This is a genomic window from Paenibacillus etheri, from assembly GCF_001012825.1.
Classification (GTDB): Bacteria; Bacillota; Bacilli; order Paenibacillales; family Paenibacillaceae; genus Paenibacillus_AQ; species Paenibacillus_AQ etheri.
The window spans coordinates 80,089-98,440 of sequence record NZ_LCZJ02000025.1 but is presented as its reverse complement, the minus strand read 5'-3'; the positions used below and the strand labels follow the sequence as shown (position 1 = coordinate 98,440).

The 18,352-nt window shown below is 42.0% G+C and carries 15 protein-coding genes and 1 pseudogene; 15 read left to right on the top strand and 1 reads right to left on the bottom strand.

All coding sequences use genetic code 11. From position 1 onward, the window contains the following. The first annotated feature begins 452 nt into the window (after positions 1-452). From UQ64_RS14815 to UQ64_RS14795, 5 genes and pseudogenes are all read left to right on the top strand, one after another. Positions 453-1,592 carry a YARHG domain-containing protein gene (locus UQ64_RS14815; protein WP_245237982.1) on the top strand — a complete coding sequence of 380 codons (1,140 nt, stop codon included), beginning with the start codon at positions 453-455 and terminating at the stop codon, positions 1,590-1,592. 237 nt (positions 1,593-1,829) lie between these two features. Beyond that, positions 1,830-2,135 (top strand): DUF3889 domain-containing protein, encoded by a 306-nt coding sequence (locus UQ64_RS14810; protein ID WP_060624230.1) that lies wholly within the window; start codon positions 1,830-1,832, stop codon positions 2,133-2,135. Positions 2,136-2,295: 160 nt separating this feature from the next. Next, on the top strand, positions 2,296-2,733 hold the full coding sequence (locus tag UQ64_RS14805) for a contact-dependent growth inhibition system immunity protein (RefSeq protein ID WP_156417562.1): 438 nt from the start codon (positions 2,296-2,298) through the stop codon (positions 2,731-2,733). Between the two features lie 350 nt (positions 2,734-3,083). Then, positions 3,084-3,620: a response regulator gene (locus tag UQ64_RS14800; RefSeq protein WP_060624229.1), complete on the top strand. Its 537-nt coding sequence runs from the start codon at positions 3,084-3,086 to the stop codon at positions 3,618-3,620. Continuing rightward, positions 3,592-3,825, top strand: a pseudogene (locus tag UQ64_RS14795) (carbohydrate ABC transporter permease); the annotation flags it as partial. The gene UQ64_RS14800 and the pseudogene UQ64_RS14795, both read left to right, overlap by 29 nt. A 99-nt stretch (positions 3,826-3,924) precedes the next feature. Here the strand turns inward: UQ64_RS14795 and UQ64_RS14790 are convergent. Then, entirely contained in the window at positions 3,925-4,839 is a 915-nt protein-coding gene (locus UQ64_RS14790; protein WP_060624227.1) for an AraC family transcriptional regulator, read from the bottom strand. A gap of 173 nt (positions 4,840-5,012) precedes the next feature. Here UQ64_RS14790 and UQ64_RS14785 point away from each other — a divergent pair, with 173 nt between their 5' ends. The 10 genes from UQ64_RS14785 (at position 5,013) to UQ64_RS14740 (ending at position 18,293) form a co-directional block, all read left to right on the top strand. Beyond that, the gene (locus tag UQ64_RS14785; protein WP_060624278.1) at positions 5,013-7,124 is read left to right on the top strand and encodes a glycoside hydrolase family 52 protein; all 2,112 of its coding nucleotides are present in this window, start codon (positions 5,013-5,015) and stop codon (positions 7,122-7,124) included. Positions 7,125-7,345: 221 nt separating this feature from the next. After that, positions 7,346-8,374, top strand: coding sequence for an ROK family transcriptional regulator (locus tag UQ64_RS14780; protein WP_060624226.1), 1,029 nt, complete (start codon positions 7,346-7,348; stop codon positions 8,372-8,374). A 19-nt stretch (positions 8,375-8,393) separates the two neighbouring features. Next, on the top strand, positions 8,394-9,596 hold the full coding sequence (locus tag UQ64_RS14775; protein ID WP_060624225.1) for an MFS transporter: 1,203 nt from the start codon (positions 8,394-8,396) through the stop codon (positions 9,594-9,596). Positions 9,597-9,663: 67 nt separating this feature from the next. Continuing rightward, on the top strand, positions 9,664-10,755 hold the full coding sequence (locus UQ64_RS14770; protein WP_060624224.1) for a glycosyltransferase family 2 protein: 1,092 nt from the start codon (positions 9,664-9,666) through the stop codon (positions 10,753-10,755). Further along, positions 10,755-11,375 (top strand): glycerol-3-phosphate acyltransferase, encoded by a 621-nt coding sequence (locus tag UQ64_RS14765; protein WP_060624223.1) that lies wholly within the window; start codon positions 10,755-10,757, stop codon positions 11,373-11,375. The genes UQ64_RS14770 and UQ64_RS14765 overlap by 1 nt, the downstream gene beginning before the upstream one ends. A gap of 234 nt (positions 11,376-11,609) precedes the next feature. Continuing rightward, positions 11,610-14,300 (top strand): winged helix-turn-helix domain-containing protein, encoded by a 2,691-nt coding sequence (locus tag UQ64_RS14760; RefSeq protein ID WP_060624222.1) that lies wholly within the window; start codon positions 11,610-11,612, stop codon positions 14,298-14,300. 80 nt (positions 14,301-14,380) lie between these two features. Then, positions 14,381-15,289 carry an NAD(P)-dependent alcohol dehydrogenase gene (locus UQ64_RS14755; protein ID WP_060624221.1) on the top strand — a complete coding sequence of 303 codons (909 nt, stop codon included), beginning with the start codon at positions 14,381-14,383 and terminating at the stop codon, positions 15,287-15,289. A gap of 711 nt (positions 15,290-16,000) precedes the next feature. Then, positions 16,001-16,828: an AraC family transcriptional regulator gene (locus tag UQ64_RS14750; protein WP_060624220.1), complete on the top strand. Its 828-nt coding sequence runs from the start codon at positions 16,001-16,003 to the stop codon at positions 16,826-16,828. Positions 16,829-16,914: 86 nt separating this feature from the next. Next, positions 16,915-17,898, top strand: coding sequence for an ABC transporter substrate-binding protein (locus UQ64_RS14745; protein ID WP_060624219.1), 984 nt, complete (start codon positions 16,915-16,917; stop codon positions 17,896-17,898). A gap of 29 nt (positions 17,899-17,927) precedes the next feature. Continuing rightward, complete coding sequence (locus tag UQ64_RS14740; RefSeq protein ID WP_060624277.1) at positions 17,928-18,293, top strand: cupin domain-containing protein; 366 nt, start codon at positions 17,928-17,930, stop codon at positions 18,291-18,293. Positions 18,294-18,352: the final 59 nt, after the last annotated feature.

Here is an 18,352-nt window from a genome sequence, read left to right as displayed (position 1 = left end):
AGCTTTCTTCTTTAGATATATCTAAACCGATAACTGGATACATTCAATCTCTCCCTTTTTGTAGATTTACCGAGAGCCCTAATGATTTATTCTTGTCGCTCCATAGCGTCGCTTGTTATACGGGATCTTAAGTCCCAACCAGCCTCAATCATGGTCATGACAAGTAGGGGTGAACATTATAGCGCTCGGGATCAAGTCCCACGGGCAGGTGCGTTCGACTCGGCTACCTTAATCCTCTAAGCAAATGAAAAAAGGTTCAACCAGAAAGATCTGGTTGAACCTATAATACGAACGGGCAGGTTAGCGAACATTCAAATCAAAAGGAGATACAAACTGTAGCGGATCCTTCAGAAGTGGAAGGCTCGTTTTTTCTATACGCTAGATTCCACTTTATGGTATATTTATACACGATTATCAAATCGAATTCATATGACGAAGTAGGTGTCAACAAAATGGATTTTCGGAAGTTTCGGCTTATATATGGGGGAATTGCCCTGTCATTAATCGTTTCCGGCTGTACTTATGCGGAAAAAGAGAAAGCCGCTGAAGGAGCGGTCGGTAATCTAGTTGCGGCAAGTGAGACAACTGCTGCTCCTTCTACTTTTGCAGCTGCAATACGGGAGTATATTTTGAAAGACAGCTCGAATACGGTGCTTTCCCCGGAAAAGATCGGCAGTCTGGACGACCGTATTCTGAAGCTTGCGCGCAACGAGATATTTGCAAGGCATGGGTATGTATTTAAACAGAAGGATTTGCAAAACTACTTTGCCGCCAAGCCTTGGTATCATGCTGACTCTGCCTACAAGGAGCATCTTAGCCCGACGGAGAAACAGAACGTGGCGCTACTTCGTGACTACGAAGCCAAATACGCTGATTATAAGCTCGAACCTTCTCATACAGATGATGTCCATTTACGGGGTTATACAGGCGATTCGGGCTTTAAACAGAAGAAGATGAACGTGGATCTGAACGGAGATGGTCGTGAAGAAGAGATTCAGTTAATACCGCCGGTAACGGAATTAGGAGCCTTCAACCTGAAGGTGAATAACATCACAATGGAGGTGGGCAGTGAGCTACTTCCTTATCTGGATATTGACGATCCATATTTCGAGATTGCACTTCAAATGGATTCGCAGATGGACTTTTTACGATCAACATCTTTCTATGCTTATGACGGCGAAACTCTCAAGCAAATAGGTGAGCTTCCCGATTTCTCGGCACACAGTTCGATGTATGACGGCCATGGGAGAGTGGTCAGCGCAAAAGAAAGTAACAACTTTCAAACCTGGTTCCGAGATTCGGTATTCCGTCTGGATGCCGAACATTCCCTCCATGAAGAGCAACAGGATTTTTATCCGATGGAACCACCGACACCTTTAACGATCAAAAAGGAAATTGCCGTGCAGTTTCATAAAGATGGCACGGACGAAGCCTTTTCGCTGGAACCTGGAGACAACGTAAAATTCCTGGGTGACGACAAACTCGGCCATATCAAGCTTCAGACTAGCAATGGTAAGGAAGTCTGGTACACCATAGGCGATGAGTATGTCGACTATAGTAGTTTTTTTGACGGGCTGATTTTATATGATTAGACGGAGGATGCCGGTATGGGACCCGTTGCTAAAAGTAGATATGGACATTTATTTAATCTCACTGGTGAGCGGATTGACGAGTAATCAACCGTTAAGCTCTAACGGGAAACAATAGTTCAATAATGAGAGGGCTGCCGAGAGGTAGCCCTCTGTTCAACTAACGGGCAGGTTTGTTTAAGAATACATTTGGATAAAGTAGAGATATTACTGAAAAAAATCTCCAGATGGGCGGTTATTATGAAAAAATTACTGATATCTTTTTTGGCTATACTTATTTATTCCACTGTTTCAGTAGAGGCTATGCCTGAATACGAAAAATGGGGTAAAATTGCAGTAGAGGAAACACAAAAACGATACAATGCAGACATAATTGATTATAAGCACATCGGTCGGACTGAACTAACACCAAAAAAGTCTGAAGAGAAATTCAAACTATGGATTAGAAGCAAAGCAGGTAACGAGTTTGGGGTTTTTGTATCAATCCAATTTGACCCGTCAACTGAAATGATCCATTCGATTCAGTTTTCTGAAACTAATCGTTAGATTTAATAAATCTTGCTATTTACGCTAACGGAGAACAATAGTTAAGCGAAACAAGGAACAGTTTGCCTGGGCAGTGTTCCTTGTTTTTATTAAGCTAAGGGGCAGTTTAACAAATCGCCACATCTGATATACTTTTTAATAAAGCATTTAAGGTGGTCGGATGATGTTAAATAATTATTTGGATAAAACATTAAAAGAACTTGAAGGGGAGACTTGGGGTAAGCCACAGTATGGCTCAAACCTTGTTGTTAGGTGTCATGAATTACGAAGAAAACCGTTAATAGATTTCTCAGTCGAAGATTTAAGAATAATGATTGGACAAGGTTTCAGTTTGAAATATCTTGTTCCAATTGCTCTTAGGTACTTGGCAGACAACCCATTTGTCAGAGGAGATTTTTATAAAGGAGACTTGTTGGTATGTGTAATAAACATCGAACAGACATTTTGGGACTTAAACCCCGAAACGTATGTTGAAATGGATTCAATTATAACCAGCGGCAGTCTCGGACTTGATTTTCCTGTCCGAAACTGCCGCTGGTTTTATATTGGGGCAGGTAAGACTTTATTAACTTCAAAGATTAAAAAGAATGACAGGTGAGCAGTAACGGAGGGGAAGTTCGGAACTGTAGGAGCGTATGCGACCGCCCGAAAGCTTTCCGTAGGAAAGCTCGCATCGTAAGCATTAGCTGTCTTCAGATTTCAACCGTGATCAGCGGTTAAAAGTAGAAGAAATTCTTACGACAACAGCGGCCGGGAGTCCAATCATTCCCCGCAGTTACGACCCCACCGTATAATATTTTCTGTAAATAAGATTCTTAAATAACTGCACTTTCTCCTTAAAAAAGTTCATTCCCACACAATGCACCAAAGATTGTTTGTCTGTTATCATTAGAATAGGTTTATTGGACTACTGTGAGATGATTTTTCTAAGGTAGGAGGGAATGTAGAATGAAGGAAATTCGGGTACTGCTCGCCGATGATGAACCGGTGATAATACGTGGCTTAAAAAAACTGATTTCGTGGGAGAAGCTTGGAACTACTATCGTTGGAGAAGCCAGTGACGGTCTTGAATTGAAACAACAGATCGAAGAACATAATCCTGACTTGATCATTAGTGATATAAGCATGCCTGGCTATACAGGAATAGATATTATCCGCGAGATTCATCAAGCTGGCAGGTCGGTAAAGGTTATTTTTATTAGTGCTTATCAGGAGTTTACATATGCCCGTCAGGCACTGCAATATGGCGCGCTGGATTACTTGGTGAAGCCAGTGAATAAGAACCAGCTGGAGCAGGTGGTAAGTAAAGCTGTTTCTCTTATTCGTCAAGAGACTGAAGGAGAACGAAACAAAGAGAAGCTGAACCATTACGAACAGAGAAATCACAGATTAACCATCGAAGAATTACTCGACAAGCTGACGGACGGTAACATGGGTACAGCGGATACTAGTATGCGTTCTGAACGGACTTGGGATCTGGAATGATTTCTTGATGCCGATGCTGGTATTACCTTCTGGACAGGCTAAGACTATGGTCGTGGAAATTTACCGTTATATCGGAGAATTTTCTTCACGTTGGGATATGATTTTTGCGGGAACAGCGATGTCGGTTGTGCCTGTGTTGATTGTGTTTATCGCCTTGCAGAAGTATTTTGTGAAAGGGATTGCATCAGGAGCGACAAAAGGTTAATGCTGTGTGGAGGTAGGAATGGAGTCCGTTTAAAAAGGATATATCCTGTACCCATTCGTGGGTTCCGGGATACATCCTTTTTTTATGCATAATGAGCCATTAAACCGTACACGGATTCGCTGTTAAACGGCGGTAACCCATCGGAGGCAGACCTGTCCAGCGCTTGAACTGCTTGCTGAAGTGGGATACGTCCCGGTATCCTAGTCGGTGGGCGACCGATTCGACAGACAGATTATTATCCATCAGCAGTAGTTTGGCGTGTCGAATGATCAAGCGCGATAAATATTGCCTTGGTGACATGCCATAGATTTGGTGAAAAGCACGATTACAGTGAGTAGTGCTATATCCGAGCTTGGCAGCAATATCCTCAATACCACCACCTCGTTCGCCTGTGACCGCCGCCGTAATGACTGATTCTTGCAGCAGTCCTTCGATGGCGTTAGCTAGGGCAACAATATTTTCTGTAGCTTCTGTATCTGCTGGGAGAGGCATTTCCGAAAGCACCCAACCACTGAGCGCAGTCAATAGCTGCAACGAGGCATGCAGAGTTATCAGGCGATTTCTATGTGTGTCCTTTGACTCTGACAAGATGGAAGAATTAATGATTACGTCTAGAGCCGAACGGATAGCTAGCAGTTCAGGGGTGTTCCCGCTCAGACTAACAGCATCAGCTGTAAGTAAGGCACGCCGCAAAATCAGATCATCGATATCAAAATGCAGGCAGTAATAGGTCATGTCACAGTCAGCATTTGAACCCAAACTGCTATGCTCAACACCGGGACGAATGAACAAAATATCGCCGCTTTTCTGTATAAAAGACTTATTGCCGACCGTCATCTGCTGCTCCCCTTGAAGGACAACATTAATCTCGAACATCGGATGAGTGTGTACAGGATATTGCCAATCCGGATTCACTTTTCTCCAATGCGCGGCGAAGATATGGAAGGCTGCTTGAATGTCTGGAGACATCTGACCGTCAATAGAATTATGGAAGGCGGGATCATTCGAGATCATTTCAATCCTCTTTTACAATAAAATTTGGCTTAATTATATCATAGGTTGTTATCGATGTTTGATTTGCCCAAATAATAGAAGGCTTTAACCCTGTTGGACTCCCAGAAATATCGATAACATGGAGATATAGCCCGGAGGTATCCGGGACCATGCTGGAGGGAGTGCATTTATTTATGTCGCAAAATAAATTTTTTAATGCTCATCATTCACCGATCGGTGCATTTGCGAGTTTCACTTTAGGATTTAAAGGAGCTAGTGGAGGTTTCGATCTGGAGATGGCTAAACCCCCTAGACAGAATATATTCATAGGATTAGAACGAACTGATGGTAAGGGGTATGACACACTGCCGTTTCACGAGATTGGCGGCGATGACGAGAGTAAACGTTATGATATCGAGAATCCAGACCCCAATCCAGATAAGGAGAATATTCTGTTCCCTTTTCAAGAGCGTGAGATTTCCAGGGATTTCCTTGTAGCTACAGACAGTTGGAGTGCGGGGGATCTGACCTTTCGAATTCTCTCGCCAGTTCGATCAGTACCAGATCCTGAAACTGCGTCCGTGGAAGAAATGAAGGAAGTGCTGCTGCCAGCAGTACTGGTTGAGCTCGAAGTGGATAACACCTCATCAGCAACCTCACGTCGTGCGTTCTTTGGTTTTCAGGGAACAGATGTGTATAGCGGAATGAGAAGGCTGGATGATGTGTCATCTGAGATTACAGGCGTTGGACAAGGTAGATTTATTACAATTGCTGCTGAAAAAGGAACTGCGAAGTCCGCACTGCATTTCACGATGGAGGATATTCTAACTGAGGAGCTTCAGGAGAATTGGACCTTTGGACTGGGCCGCGTGGGTGCTTTGATCATGGATGTTCCAGCCGGAGTGAAAGAAACGTACCGGTTTGCTATTTGTTTTCACCGATCGGGTTATGTTACCTCTGGTATGGATGCTTCCTATTACTATAATCATTATTTCAGTAATTTGGAGGCCGTGGCCGAATATGCACTAGCTAAGTTCGATGATCTTAAACAAGAAGCGCAAAAAGCTAATGAAATGTTTGCTCATGCAGACCTATCGGAAGATCAAACCTTTATGCTAGCACATGCGATTCGTAGTTATTATGGTTCCACGCAATTGCTGGAATATAAGAATAAGCCATTTTGGATCGTTAACGAAGGCGAATACCGGATGATGAATACCTTTGATCTTACCGTCGATCAGTTATTCTATGAGCTGCGTCTGAATCCTTGGACAGTACGTAATGAGCTGGATATGTTCGTGGAAAGATTCAGCTATGAAGATACGGTGCGTTTCCCTGGGGATGATACAGAGTATCCGGGTGGAATCAGCTTCACACATGATATGGGTGTGGCCAACGTAGTATCACGTCCCGGCTATTCCGCTTATGAGTTATATGGTATTGATGGTTGTTTCTCACATATGACACATGAACAATTGATAAACTGGGTGCTGAGTGCGGCAACTTATCTGGAGCATACGGGTGACCGGAGCTGGATGGAACGTAATCTGAGTATCTTGGAGAAGTGCCTGGATAGTATGTTAAATCGGGATCATCCAGATCCAGAGCAAAGAAATGGCGTCATGGGGCTTGATAGTTCTCGTACAATGGGTGAAGCAGAGATTACAACGTATGACAGTCTGGATGTCTCCTTAGGTCAAGCTCGCAACAATATTTATTTGGCAGGAAAATGCTGGGCGGCTTACTTGGCCATGGAGAAAATATTTGTAGAGTATGGGCGTGCAGAGCTGTCCAGAACAGCTGGGATTCAAGCAGAGAAATGCGCCGAAACGATGGTGGCAAGCGTTACAGCAGACGGGTATATTCCGGCTGTCATTGGAGAGGGAAATGATTCCAAGATCATTCCAGCTATTGAGGGCCTTGTATTTCCTTACTATACGGGTTGTGAGGAAGCTCTTGATCGCAATGGACGGTTCGCCGCTTATATCGGTGCACTGGATAAGCATCTACAGGCGGTGTTGAAGCCGGGCATTTGCTTATTTGAAGATGGGGGCTGGAAAATCTCCTCTACTAGCAACAACAGCTGGCTTAGCAAAATCTATCTCTCACAGTTCATCGCCCGCAACATTCTGGGATTGGAATGGGATGAACGCGGAGCGGCAGCAGATCGCGCTCACGTGGCTTGGCTTACCCATCCAGAATTATCGATCTTCAGCTGGAGCGACCAAATTATTTCCGGGGAGATTACGGGCAGTAAATATTATCCCCGTGGAGTAACAGCGATATTGTGGTTGGATGAGAAATAAGAATAGATAGTTCCAATAGGAATTAACGTAATATGCAAAAATACTAAGAGGGGGCTACCCCTCCTTTTTGCTGTTTCGACGTACCCTCCTTGATTCATACTGGTACCTACTGAGGGGTCTTCATTCAAGAATTAACTTGTCGGTAGGTCTAATTGCTGCTATAGTCATACTGACTTATTAAACGCGTTTAATAAGTCAGTATGACTATAGGTGGGAAAGCCATGGCAAGTGATAAAAGACTTCCTTCACAGCAACTCAAATCTGAAATTATACGAAGTATTCGAACAGCATTATTAGAATTAGGAAGAGCTACGAAGGCGGAGTTATGTCAAAGATTACAATACAGCTTCCCAACGATAAGTAAATTTCTAATGCAGATGGAAGAGGCAGGGGAAGTAACGATCAGCGGTCTGGATGAGTCGAGTGGGGGAAGAAGGGCAATAAGATACGCCTATAATCCGAATTATCGATTAGGGATGGCTATTTTTTTGGAAAAAAATGAAACAAACTATACCATCTATAATTGCATTGGTGAGGTAATCAAAGAAGGGAATTTGCCTAGTATTCTTGAGGAAGACGTTAGTACACTTGTCTCGCTAATTGAGGATGAAAAAAAGACCAATCCAAAGATTCAATCTGTGGCCATTGGTGTTCCAGGCGCGGTGAAACATGGGAAGATTTTTCTGATCCCAGGTTATGAGAAATATCAGAATCTAAATTTGAAAAGATGTATAGAAGATCAGCTTTCTATTCCGACAATCGTAGAAAATGATATGAATGCTGCTGTAATCGGCTATATGACGCAAAAAAATTTGAAAGAGAATATTTCTCTAATGTATTTGTACTTAGGGAAAAACGGACCGGGAGCTGGGATAGCGGTTAATGGTGAAATTGTTCGAGGAAAGACGTTTTTTTCAGGGGAAGTTCAATTTATACCCCAGTATGATAATAGAAATTTCATAGAAGCATTAACTGGAGATCATGGTGGATCAAGCATGCAGTCGGATTATAAAGTGGATGCGATTAGTCGCTTAGTGGCTACAATTACCTCTATTTTGAATCCGCATTATATTATTTTTTGTGAGGATGAATTAGCTCCAGCTTTGCTTAATCAAATCGCTGAGTGTAGTGCTACATACGTTCCGAAAGAACATCTTCCAGAGTTAGCGGTAAGTGACTTAAAGTGTGATTATCTGATTGGATTACAAAGTCTTGGATTAGGTTTATTAGTTTCACAACAAATAGATTAGAATCATTAAGGAGATAACGATGGCAACTTTTTTTCTTATTATTATTTATTTAGCATTTATTAGTTTAGGACTGCCAGATTCATTGCTTGGATCCGCATGGCCGGTGATGAGAATGGACTTAAATGCTTCACTAGGTACTGCTGGAATCCTTTCGATGGTTATTGCAGTAGGTACGATTGTATCCAGTTTGATGAGTGGTGTAATCCTTAAACGTTTTGGTACAGGGAAAGTGACCCTTGTAAGCTGTATCATGACTGCTGTAGCTTTACTTGGTTTTGCATGGTCACCTTCGTTAGTATGGCTAATTGTTGCTGCGATTCCACTCGGTTTAGGTGCGGGATCTGTAGATGCCGGATTAAATAGTTATGTTGCTACGCACTATAAAGCGCATCATATGAGTTGGTTACATTGTTTCTGGGGAGTAGGCGCAACGCTGGGGCCTATTATTATGGGATCTTTTATCTCTGGTGAAGGTCTATGGCGAGAAGGTTATCTTACAGTTGCTTACATTCAATTGAGCTTAGTTGTTATTCTATTCGTTACGCTGCCTTTATGGGATAGAGTGGCTGGGAACAATAGCAACCCGAGTGCTGAAAGTGATCAAGAGTTCAATCATCCGGAGCTAGAGCAAGCTGTAGAGAACACAAAACCTTGGAAGCTAAGAGGGGTTAAACTTGCGATGTTAACCTTCTTATTTTATTCTGCCATCGAAACGAGTATGGGGTTATGGGGGAGCAGCTTTCTAGTAAATATCAAAGACATCCCTGCATCCACTGCAGCGACATGGGTGTCGGTGTTTTATCTAGGGATTACCTTCGGCAGAATGGTGACGGGTTTCATTACTTTTAGAATGAGTAATAAACAGCTAATTCGATATGGCCAACTCATTGCTTTAATCGGTACAGTGCTATTAGTATTACCTCTTCCCACTATAGTTTCACTGGTAGGATTTATGATCATAGGTTTGGGGTTAGCCCCTATTTTCCCATGTATGCTACATGAAACTCCTGTACGCTTCGGGAAGAAGCATGCCCAGTCGATTATGGGCTTTCAGATGGCGACGGCTTATACCGGTACTACGCTGATACCGCCTTTTATCGGCTTACTTGCATCGAATTTTACACTGGGTATTTTCCCTGCGATGATCGTTTTTTTCGCTATCGTCATGCTCATATGTACAGAAAAGCTTAATAAATACTCAGCTAAAGTAAATGTAGGTTAAATTTGAATTGAATATATTACGGACTAACCCTTCATATATATAAAGATGTAGAAGGGGGGGAACCGTAATGTGGTTGTTAATGGTTATAGGCATTGGATGTCTCTCCGGTTTTATTTTGTTCAGAAAGAATACTTTGACCACTGATCACGAGCCTATTCAAGGACCGGAGAAATTGTCCATCATCATTCCCGCAAGGAATGAAGAATATAATTTACGCTTTTTGCTCGATTCACTTCAGTCTCAGACCATTACACCCTATGAAATTATTGTTGTAGATGACTTCTCGGAGGATCGGACCAAAGAAATTGCTGAAAGCTATGGAGTTAAGGTTATTGCGAACAGCAGTCTCCCTGAAGGATGGACGGGTAAGAGCTGGGCAGTATGGAATGGATATTTACAGGCCTCGGGCGATATTTTTGCTTTTCTGGATGCGGATATCCGATTAAAGCCTAACGCCTTGGCTTCATTATTAAGAGCAAGGGAGCTATCGAAAGGTGTCATTTCGGTAGTTCCTTTTCATCATACAGAAAAGCTGTTTGAGAAGCTGGCCTTAATTATGAATATGCTGGGGATATTCACGTTCACCTCGGTTTTTGAAAGGAATAACGCCAAAAAAGGGCTGTATGGTTCATGTATCTTGGCTTTGAGGCAGGATTATGAAAAAGTTAATGGTCATCAAAGCATAAGATCTGAAGTGCTGGATGATTTGTCTTTAGGAGAGAAGTTTATTGCGGCAGGTGTTCCGATCACCAATTATATCGGGTATGGCTTAGTGTCGTTTCGCATGTATCCGAAGGGAATCAAAAGTGAAATTGAAGGGTTCAGTAAAGGGGCTGTCTTAAGCACTTCAACGATAAGTCCGAAGACAATTATTCCAATCGCACTTTGGGTGATCGGACTCATCATCTCAGAAACCGTGTTTATTTTTGCGAATACTTCATGGTTTATGCCTTTATTGATCGGTTATCTCCTTTATATGTTCCAGCTCTTTTATTTTATAAAATATGTAGGCGTATTTGGCATCGTTATTCCTGTATTTCACGTGACGGCTACCCTTTTCTTTATCTTGATCATGCTGTATTCGATATATCAGGTTGTTTTTCTGAGGCATGTAAGCTGGAAAGGAAGGCATATCCAGGTGGGAGGCCATAGGGACTAATGATCATATTGTGGGTCGCGGTTTTATTTTTGTCGGGATCTCTTATGTTTTCCTATTGGCTTGGGCTAGCGCGTAAAAAGAATTTGAAAGACATAGGTGACGGTAATCCGGGGGCTTTGAATCTTTGGAAATCGTCAGGTTATAAATTCGGCATTTTAGGGATTTTATTAGATTTTATAAAAGGGTATCTGCCACTTCTATGGGTCATGGGAAGTCATTATAGTCAGGGGTATTTCATTGTTCCGTTAGCCTTAGCTCCCATTGCGGGTCATGCCTTCTCTCCCTTTCTTAAAGGAAAAGGAGGGAAGGCAATTGCCGTAACCTTTGGGGTATGGAGTGCATTAACAGGATTCAAAGCCTCTTTAGCGTTAGCCGTCATTCTGGCAGTGTTGAAAGTGCTCAGTAGTTGGTACAAAAGCAGAGGCAAAACTCCTGTATCGGATGGTATGCAAGTGGTCAGCGGAATGCTGCTCCTTTTCGTCTATTTGTGCATCAGTAAATGGTCTGCACCTATCTTGTGGGTATGGCTTGGGAGCTTTGTGATCCTTGTGTATACGCACAGGTTAGAATGGATTGTATGGATGAGGAAGCATTCATCAAGGGAACGAAAAGGAACATAATATAGGCTTGGTATAAACGAGGGTGTCCCAGCAGCTATCGCACAGCTGTTGAGACACCCTTATTTGGTGAAACAGTAGCTTCGTCTATCTAACATTAGTGTTCTAAGATTGAGGATAAGTATGTCATTCAAATTGCGATCCAAATCTAAATGAACCATGCAATAATCTCAACTTGATCACTCACAGTTCCACTCTTTATTGACGATGGTCGACTCCGATCTTTATAATTCATCTATGATGATTCCAATCGTTTCAACTAAATTATACATCCCCCTACCTAGACCGAATGTTGTTAATCGTACTCGACTGATTGAGAAGATGAATGAGGGGTTACATCGCAAACTGACACTCGTCTCCGCCTCTGCTGGTTTTGGTAAAACGACGGTGGTTAGTGAGTGGCTTGCCACTTGTGATCGACCCGTTGCTTGGCTATCCATAGATGAAGGAGATAATGACCCTGCCTGTTTTTTGACGTATCTCGTAGCTTCTTTGCAGACAATGCAGACGAATATCGGGGAAGGTGTCTTAGGTCTGCTTCAATCCCCGCAATCGCTGCCGATCAAGTCGCTTCTAATTCCGCTACTTAATGAAATCTCTGCCATCCCGAATCCTTTTATTCTCGTCCTCGATGATTATCACGTGATTAAGGCCAGTACGATTGATCAGGCAATCTCTATACTTATCGAACGTATGCCGCCACAAATGCATTTAGTTATTGCCTCACGCGAAGATCCAAATCTACCTATAGCCCGTTTACGTGCTCGGGACCTAGTGACTGAAGTACGCGTCAAAGACTTAAGGTTTACTTTTTCAGAATCAGCTGAATTTCTTAATCAAGTAATGAGCTTAAACTTAACACGGGAAGAAATCGGTCTTCTTGAATCCCGTACAGAAGGCTGGGTTGCCGGATTACAGTTAGCGGCGCTTTCTATGTTAGGCCATACGGATAAGGCTAGCTTTATTAGGTCTTTCAGCGGAAGCCACCGCTACATACTTGACTATTTGCTTGAAGAAGTGTTGCAACAGCAATCTGCAACGATTCAGACCTTTCTGTTGAGAACATCGATCCTCGACCGGATGTACGGCCCTCTATGTGATGCAGTTCTTAATAGTGGAACTGAAGCTAATCTTATCCCTGATTCTACTGGGCAAGAGATCTTGGAATATCTTGAACGCACCAATCTATTCATCGTTCCACTAGATCACGAGAGAAAGTGGTATCGCTATCACCATCTTTTTGTAGATTTATTACGGAAGCGGCTACAGCAGAACAACAACAACTCAAACATAGCTCATGACAAGTGGGACGTAGATGAATTACATGTAAGTGCGAGTCGATGGTATGAAGATAATAGGATGGAATTAGAAGCTTTTCAACATGCTGTAGCGGCTAAGGATATCGACCGGGCTGCTCTCCTAATAGAAGGAAAGGAGATGCCCTTGCTTTTTCGAGGGGCTGGTGCAGTGAAGCCAGTACTAAAATGGCTGAATTCATTGCCGAGGGGAGAAATGAATACAAGACCCTCGCTGTGGGTGATGTTTGCCTCTGGACTTCTAATGACGGGTCAAATGAGTGAAGTGGAAGAGAAGTTGCAAGCGGCTGAACAATCCATCCAAGAGGCTCTGGAAGATGATGAGACTAGAGATATTGTCGGACATATAGCGGCCATTCGCGCTACGTTAGCTGTCAGCAAACACCAGTCCGAAACCATTCTTGCTGAATCGCGGCGTGCTCTCGAAAATCTGGACCCAGGTAACTTACCCGTTCGCACGGCTACTACTTGGGCCTTGGGATATGCTTACCAGTTACAGCGGAATCGTATTTTGGCTAATGAAGCCTATACCAAAGCTTTATCAATCAGCCGAAGGATTGGGCATGGCGTGATCACGATTATGGCTACCCTCGGATTAGGAAACTTACGGGAAGCAGATAACAAGCTTTATGAAGCGGCTGAAACCTATCAAAATGTTCTGAATCTGACTGGGGATCCTCCCATGCCAATTGCGTGCGAGGCGTATCTCGGCTTAGCTCGTATATATTATGAATGGAATGACTTGGAAGCGGCTAAGCGACATGCAGAACGAGCCCTCCAACTGGCGAAGCAGTTTGATCACACAGATAGAGTAGTTGCTTGTGAGATTCTTCTCGCAAGACTGATGCTAACGCAGCAGGGTGAGGAAGACTGTACGGCTATTTGTTTGGCAAAGACTGAGCATTTCGCCCACCAACATCAATTCTTAGTTCAGTTACCTGATCTTGCAGCTGCACATGTGCACTCGTTGCTTCGATTGGGAGATCTGGAAGCTGCAGCACTCGAAGCGCAGAAATACGAGCTTCCTATTAGTGGAGCTCGGGTAATTCTAGCGCAAGGAAATCCTTCTGCAGCACTAGCGGTATTAGAGCCGCAACGAAGAGAGGCGGAGTTAAAGGGCTGGAAGGATGAGTGTCTTAAGGTGATGATCCTCCAAGCTGTCGCGCTGCAAGCGAATGGCGAAAAGGCGAAGGCGTTACAACATTTAAAAGATGTACTTATATTGGCTGAGCCTGGCGGTTTCATCCGAATTTTTGTTGACGAGGGTGCTCCAATCTATAAGTTACTCAGTGAAGCTGCAATCAATGAATTTATGCCGGGTTATTTAGCTAAGTTGCTAGATGGATTTGAAGCTGAGAAATTAAAAAGGGGAGTTAAATCCGATCACCACCATCTGACTCCGTCGATTAAATCCCAAATTGAGCCACTGAGTGTCAGAGAATTGGAAGTGCTGAAACTCATAGCCCAAGGACTCTCGAATCGTGAGATTAGCGAGCGGCTGTTTCTTGCGCTCAGCACAGTTAAAGGGCATAACCGGGTAATTTTTGATAAATTACAGGTTTCAAGACGTACGGAAGCCGTTGCTCTTGCTCGTAAGCTGGGGCTGTTGTAAATAAAACAATACTTAAGTATCTATCCATTGATACCGTACTGAAGCTATACTTTTTGCATAATGAGGTTAGGAGGAAGCCCATGAAAGCGATGGTATGTACAAAATATGGATCACCAGATGTTCTTCAGCTTCAAGAAGTGGAGAAATCTATGCCGAAGAGCAATGAAGTATTAGTAAAGGTTCACGCGACAACCGTAACTGCCGGGGATCTTCGGGTTCGAGCTTTCAATAGTCCTTTCTTATTGTGGATTCCAATGCGATTAGTATTAGGCCTTACCAAACCTAGAAAACCAATCCTTGGTGTGGAATTAGCCGGGGAGATTGAAACGATAGGGAAGGATGTAACAAGATTTAAGAAGGGGGATCAGGTTTTTGCTTTAACCGGTATGAATTTCGGAGCTCATGCCGAATATGTGGCACTGCCTGAGGATGGTTTGATGGCCATCAAACCCGATAACGTGACTTATGAAGAGGCTGCCTCCGTACTTTACGGAGGAACAACCGTACTTTATTTTCTAAGAAAAGCAAATATCCAGAGTGGACACAAGGTTCTGATCTACGGAGCTTCTGGAACTGTAGGGACTATAGCGATACAGCTTGCCAAGTACTTTGGTGCTGAGGTCACAGCCATATGCAGCGCCGGCAATTTTGAATTAGTGAAATCATTGGGTGCCGATCAGGTCATTGATTACACGAAAGAGGATTTTACAACTAGAAATGAACGATATGATATTATCTTTGATGCCGTTGGAAAAGTCTCGAAATCAAAATGCAAGAAAGCTCTAACTACAAAGGGGGCCTACGTGACAGTTGATGGTCAAGGGATCGCGAAGATACGTAACGAGGATATTCTCTTTCTCCAAGAACTTATGGCTGCAGGAAAGTTAAAATCAGTCATCGATAGACGTTATCCGCTGGAACAAATTCCTGAGGCTCATCGATATGCAGAAACAGGGAGGAAGAAGGGGAGTTTAGTTATAACGTTATGAAAAAACAGTGGTTATTCTTAAAGGAACGATTGTTCAAAGTATGACATTCTTAAATGGTCAATTTTATGCATAAAAGCAGGCCCACATAATTTTTTTACGGGTTACCTTTTGAAGTTCAGAGCATTAGATTGACTTTTAAATTGGCTTTCAAACTGACACGCTTGGGATTCCAAGCGTATTTTTTATGGCAATTAAAGAAATTCAGAAGGATGTTTGTGGTCACGTGTCTGTCCACAGTAGGCATTTATTATGTTTTTTTGTAAATTATATCGTGGTTTCTTTATGGACGTTAGGCAAAACATAGAGGACTAGATCGCTATTTCTAATGCCGATACCCGATGGTTTGAACATTAGCCAGGAGCGACTTTTTATTGTCTATATTGGTTGACAATGATAATCATTATTATTAATGTGTAAACAGGCGTGAATCCTTATGCCCACCTTTCCTTATTCCAGCGGCAGATTTTTAATTGATTCCGAGGTTACACAGCCCAGTTAAAAGAGAAAAACTGGACTATGGTGGTTAAGTAGATGGTATACGGGAGCTATGATTGAATTTTGTTGGCGCTTATACATAGAAGGACGGGGAGCTGCCGGACAATGTGAAAGTGCTCCTCACCGGACATCTGGAACAGCTGTTTATTGAATCGTATGTACAACGATTGATCTCAGAATTACCGAACAAACTATTATTGAAATGAGGTATGCATTGTGAAGATAGACGGTCATCAGTTAGCAGAGCATTTTGCACACACTCCTTTCCAAGTAGAAGGAGTATATCGATATGCTGAAAATCCAGGTGTGCCTTACGCTGACTATACAGATTCTTTTCCTGGATTTGTGTTTCCACTTACAGGAAAGATTAAATTTAAATTTAATGGCACGCCTTATATTTTTTCGCCAGGAAAAGTTGTGCATGGGGGTGCGAAAATGAAACTAGATCAAAAAATGTTTGGTAGAACCAATTGGGAATATATTCTTGTTCAATATCGGATATGTAACTCAGAACTAAAAGAGTCAAGCTTTTCTCATCAGCATTTTGAATTATTAACAGGTCAATCTCCTCGTCTTATTGAATTAATTATGCGCCTTTGGCATGTATATAATCAGCGTGGAGGCATTTCGATGTTTCAGACTGAAATGCTGTTTCGCGAAGTGCTGAATGAGACCTTATTATGTGTTATTAATAGGGAAGATAGCTGTGAATCACATACTTTATTCGAGCGGGTATCTAACTATATTCATCAAAACTATGATCAAAGTCTTACAATAGCTTCGCTTGCAGAACAAAATAACGTTAATCGAAATCGACTTTCTTACGTATTTAGAACACATGCCGGTATGGGACCAGCAGAATATTTATTAAAATATCGTATAAATATAGCGCAAGAAATGCTATTTACAAGTGATGCGCCTGTACAACAAATTGCGCAAACGGTTGGAATGGCTGACCCCTTTTATTTTAGTAGAGTGTTCAAAAAACAATGTGGCATTTCTCCTACCGAATATCGAGAGAAGTTCATCAATAATCCATGGTAAATTCAACCTGCATCCATTCTAATCTAAAAATTACTTTACTATAATAATGGTTAAGCAAAGAAACCATTAAGTTGGAGGAATTTCGTATGCAAAAGATTAGAGGACTGCTAGTCGCAATACTATTATTAACAGGTATACTAGCGGGTTGTACTGAAACACCTGCTGAAAATAAAGAATCAACTAAAGAAGGCGCATCTTCAACAGGAGTTAATGTAGATGCAACTGATTGGCCAAGAACATTTAAGGATGCCTTAGGTAAAGAAATTGTTATCGAGAAAAAACCAGAAAAAATAGCCTCATTATGGTATTTTTATCCAGAAATATTAGTTGCATTAGGTGAGCCACCTGCTGCATCTACTGAAAAAGAGTATCTATCTTCTTTATCTTATTTAAAAGGAAAGCTGGATTCAGCTGAAGAATTAGGAGATAAAGTGTCTCCTAGCATTGAGAAAATTCTATCTATTAATCCTGATTATATTCTAGCAACAGAGCATCATGAAGCAGTGTATGATTCACTAGATAAAATTGCACCAGTTATTACGTTAAAATACATGGACATCTATGAAGATTGGCAATATGGACTCCGTACAGTAGCCAAGATTATTGGAAAAGAAGACGAAGCGGAAAAAGTAATTGATAAAATGATGAATGATATTACAACTGGGCGTGAAGCATTAAAGTCGATGGAAAGAGAGACAGTAGCGCTTATATTGTCTTGGGATGGAAAAACTTTTAATGTTCTAGGTGAAGGAAATCCGGTCTATAAACTTGCGTTTGAAAAAGAAAAGGGATTGGGGCTTACACCGGATGATACATATACAGGTAATAATAATGAATTTACTTCGTTTGAAGGAATATCAACTGTTCAAGCAGACCATATTTTCCTTATAGGTGACATTACAAAAAAGGAGGAATTAATGAATAACTTAAAACAAAGTAATGTATGGAATGCTATGAATGCCGTAAAGAAAGGCAATGTTTATTTAATGGATAATTCCGCCATTACTGGTGGACCATTAGCTATTGAATACGCTTTACAAAATATATTATCCGCCTTGCTTAAGCTCTAATAAGTTGAGGAAAATAAGGAGTGATTACTATCCATTATCAAGCTATTAATCTGAAAGATAAGTTATCTAAATTTAACGACCTTTGGTCTCCGAAAGTCATTGGCGAAATGAATGACTATCAATTTAAACTTCTTAAGATCACTGGGGATTTTGAATGGCACAGTCATCAAGATACCGATAAGGTATTTTTCACGCTCGAAGGGGAGATGATCATTGATTTCCGTGATGGTCAGGTTAAAATCCCCAAGGGTGAGATTTTTATTCTCCCGAAGGGAATCGAGATGAAGCCTTCCGCCGAAAAGGAATGCCATATCATGTTGTTGGAACCTAGAAGCGTAGTAAACACTGGCGGTACTGAGGCCGAATTAACAGCAGCCAATGATACTTGGATCTAGTGTTTGTTACTAGTACTCTATCAACAAACGACTTCCCAATATCGAGGTTCTACTGTATT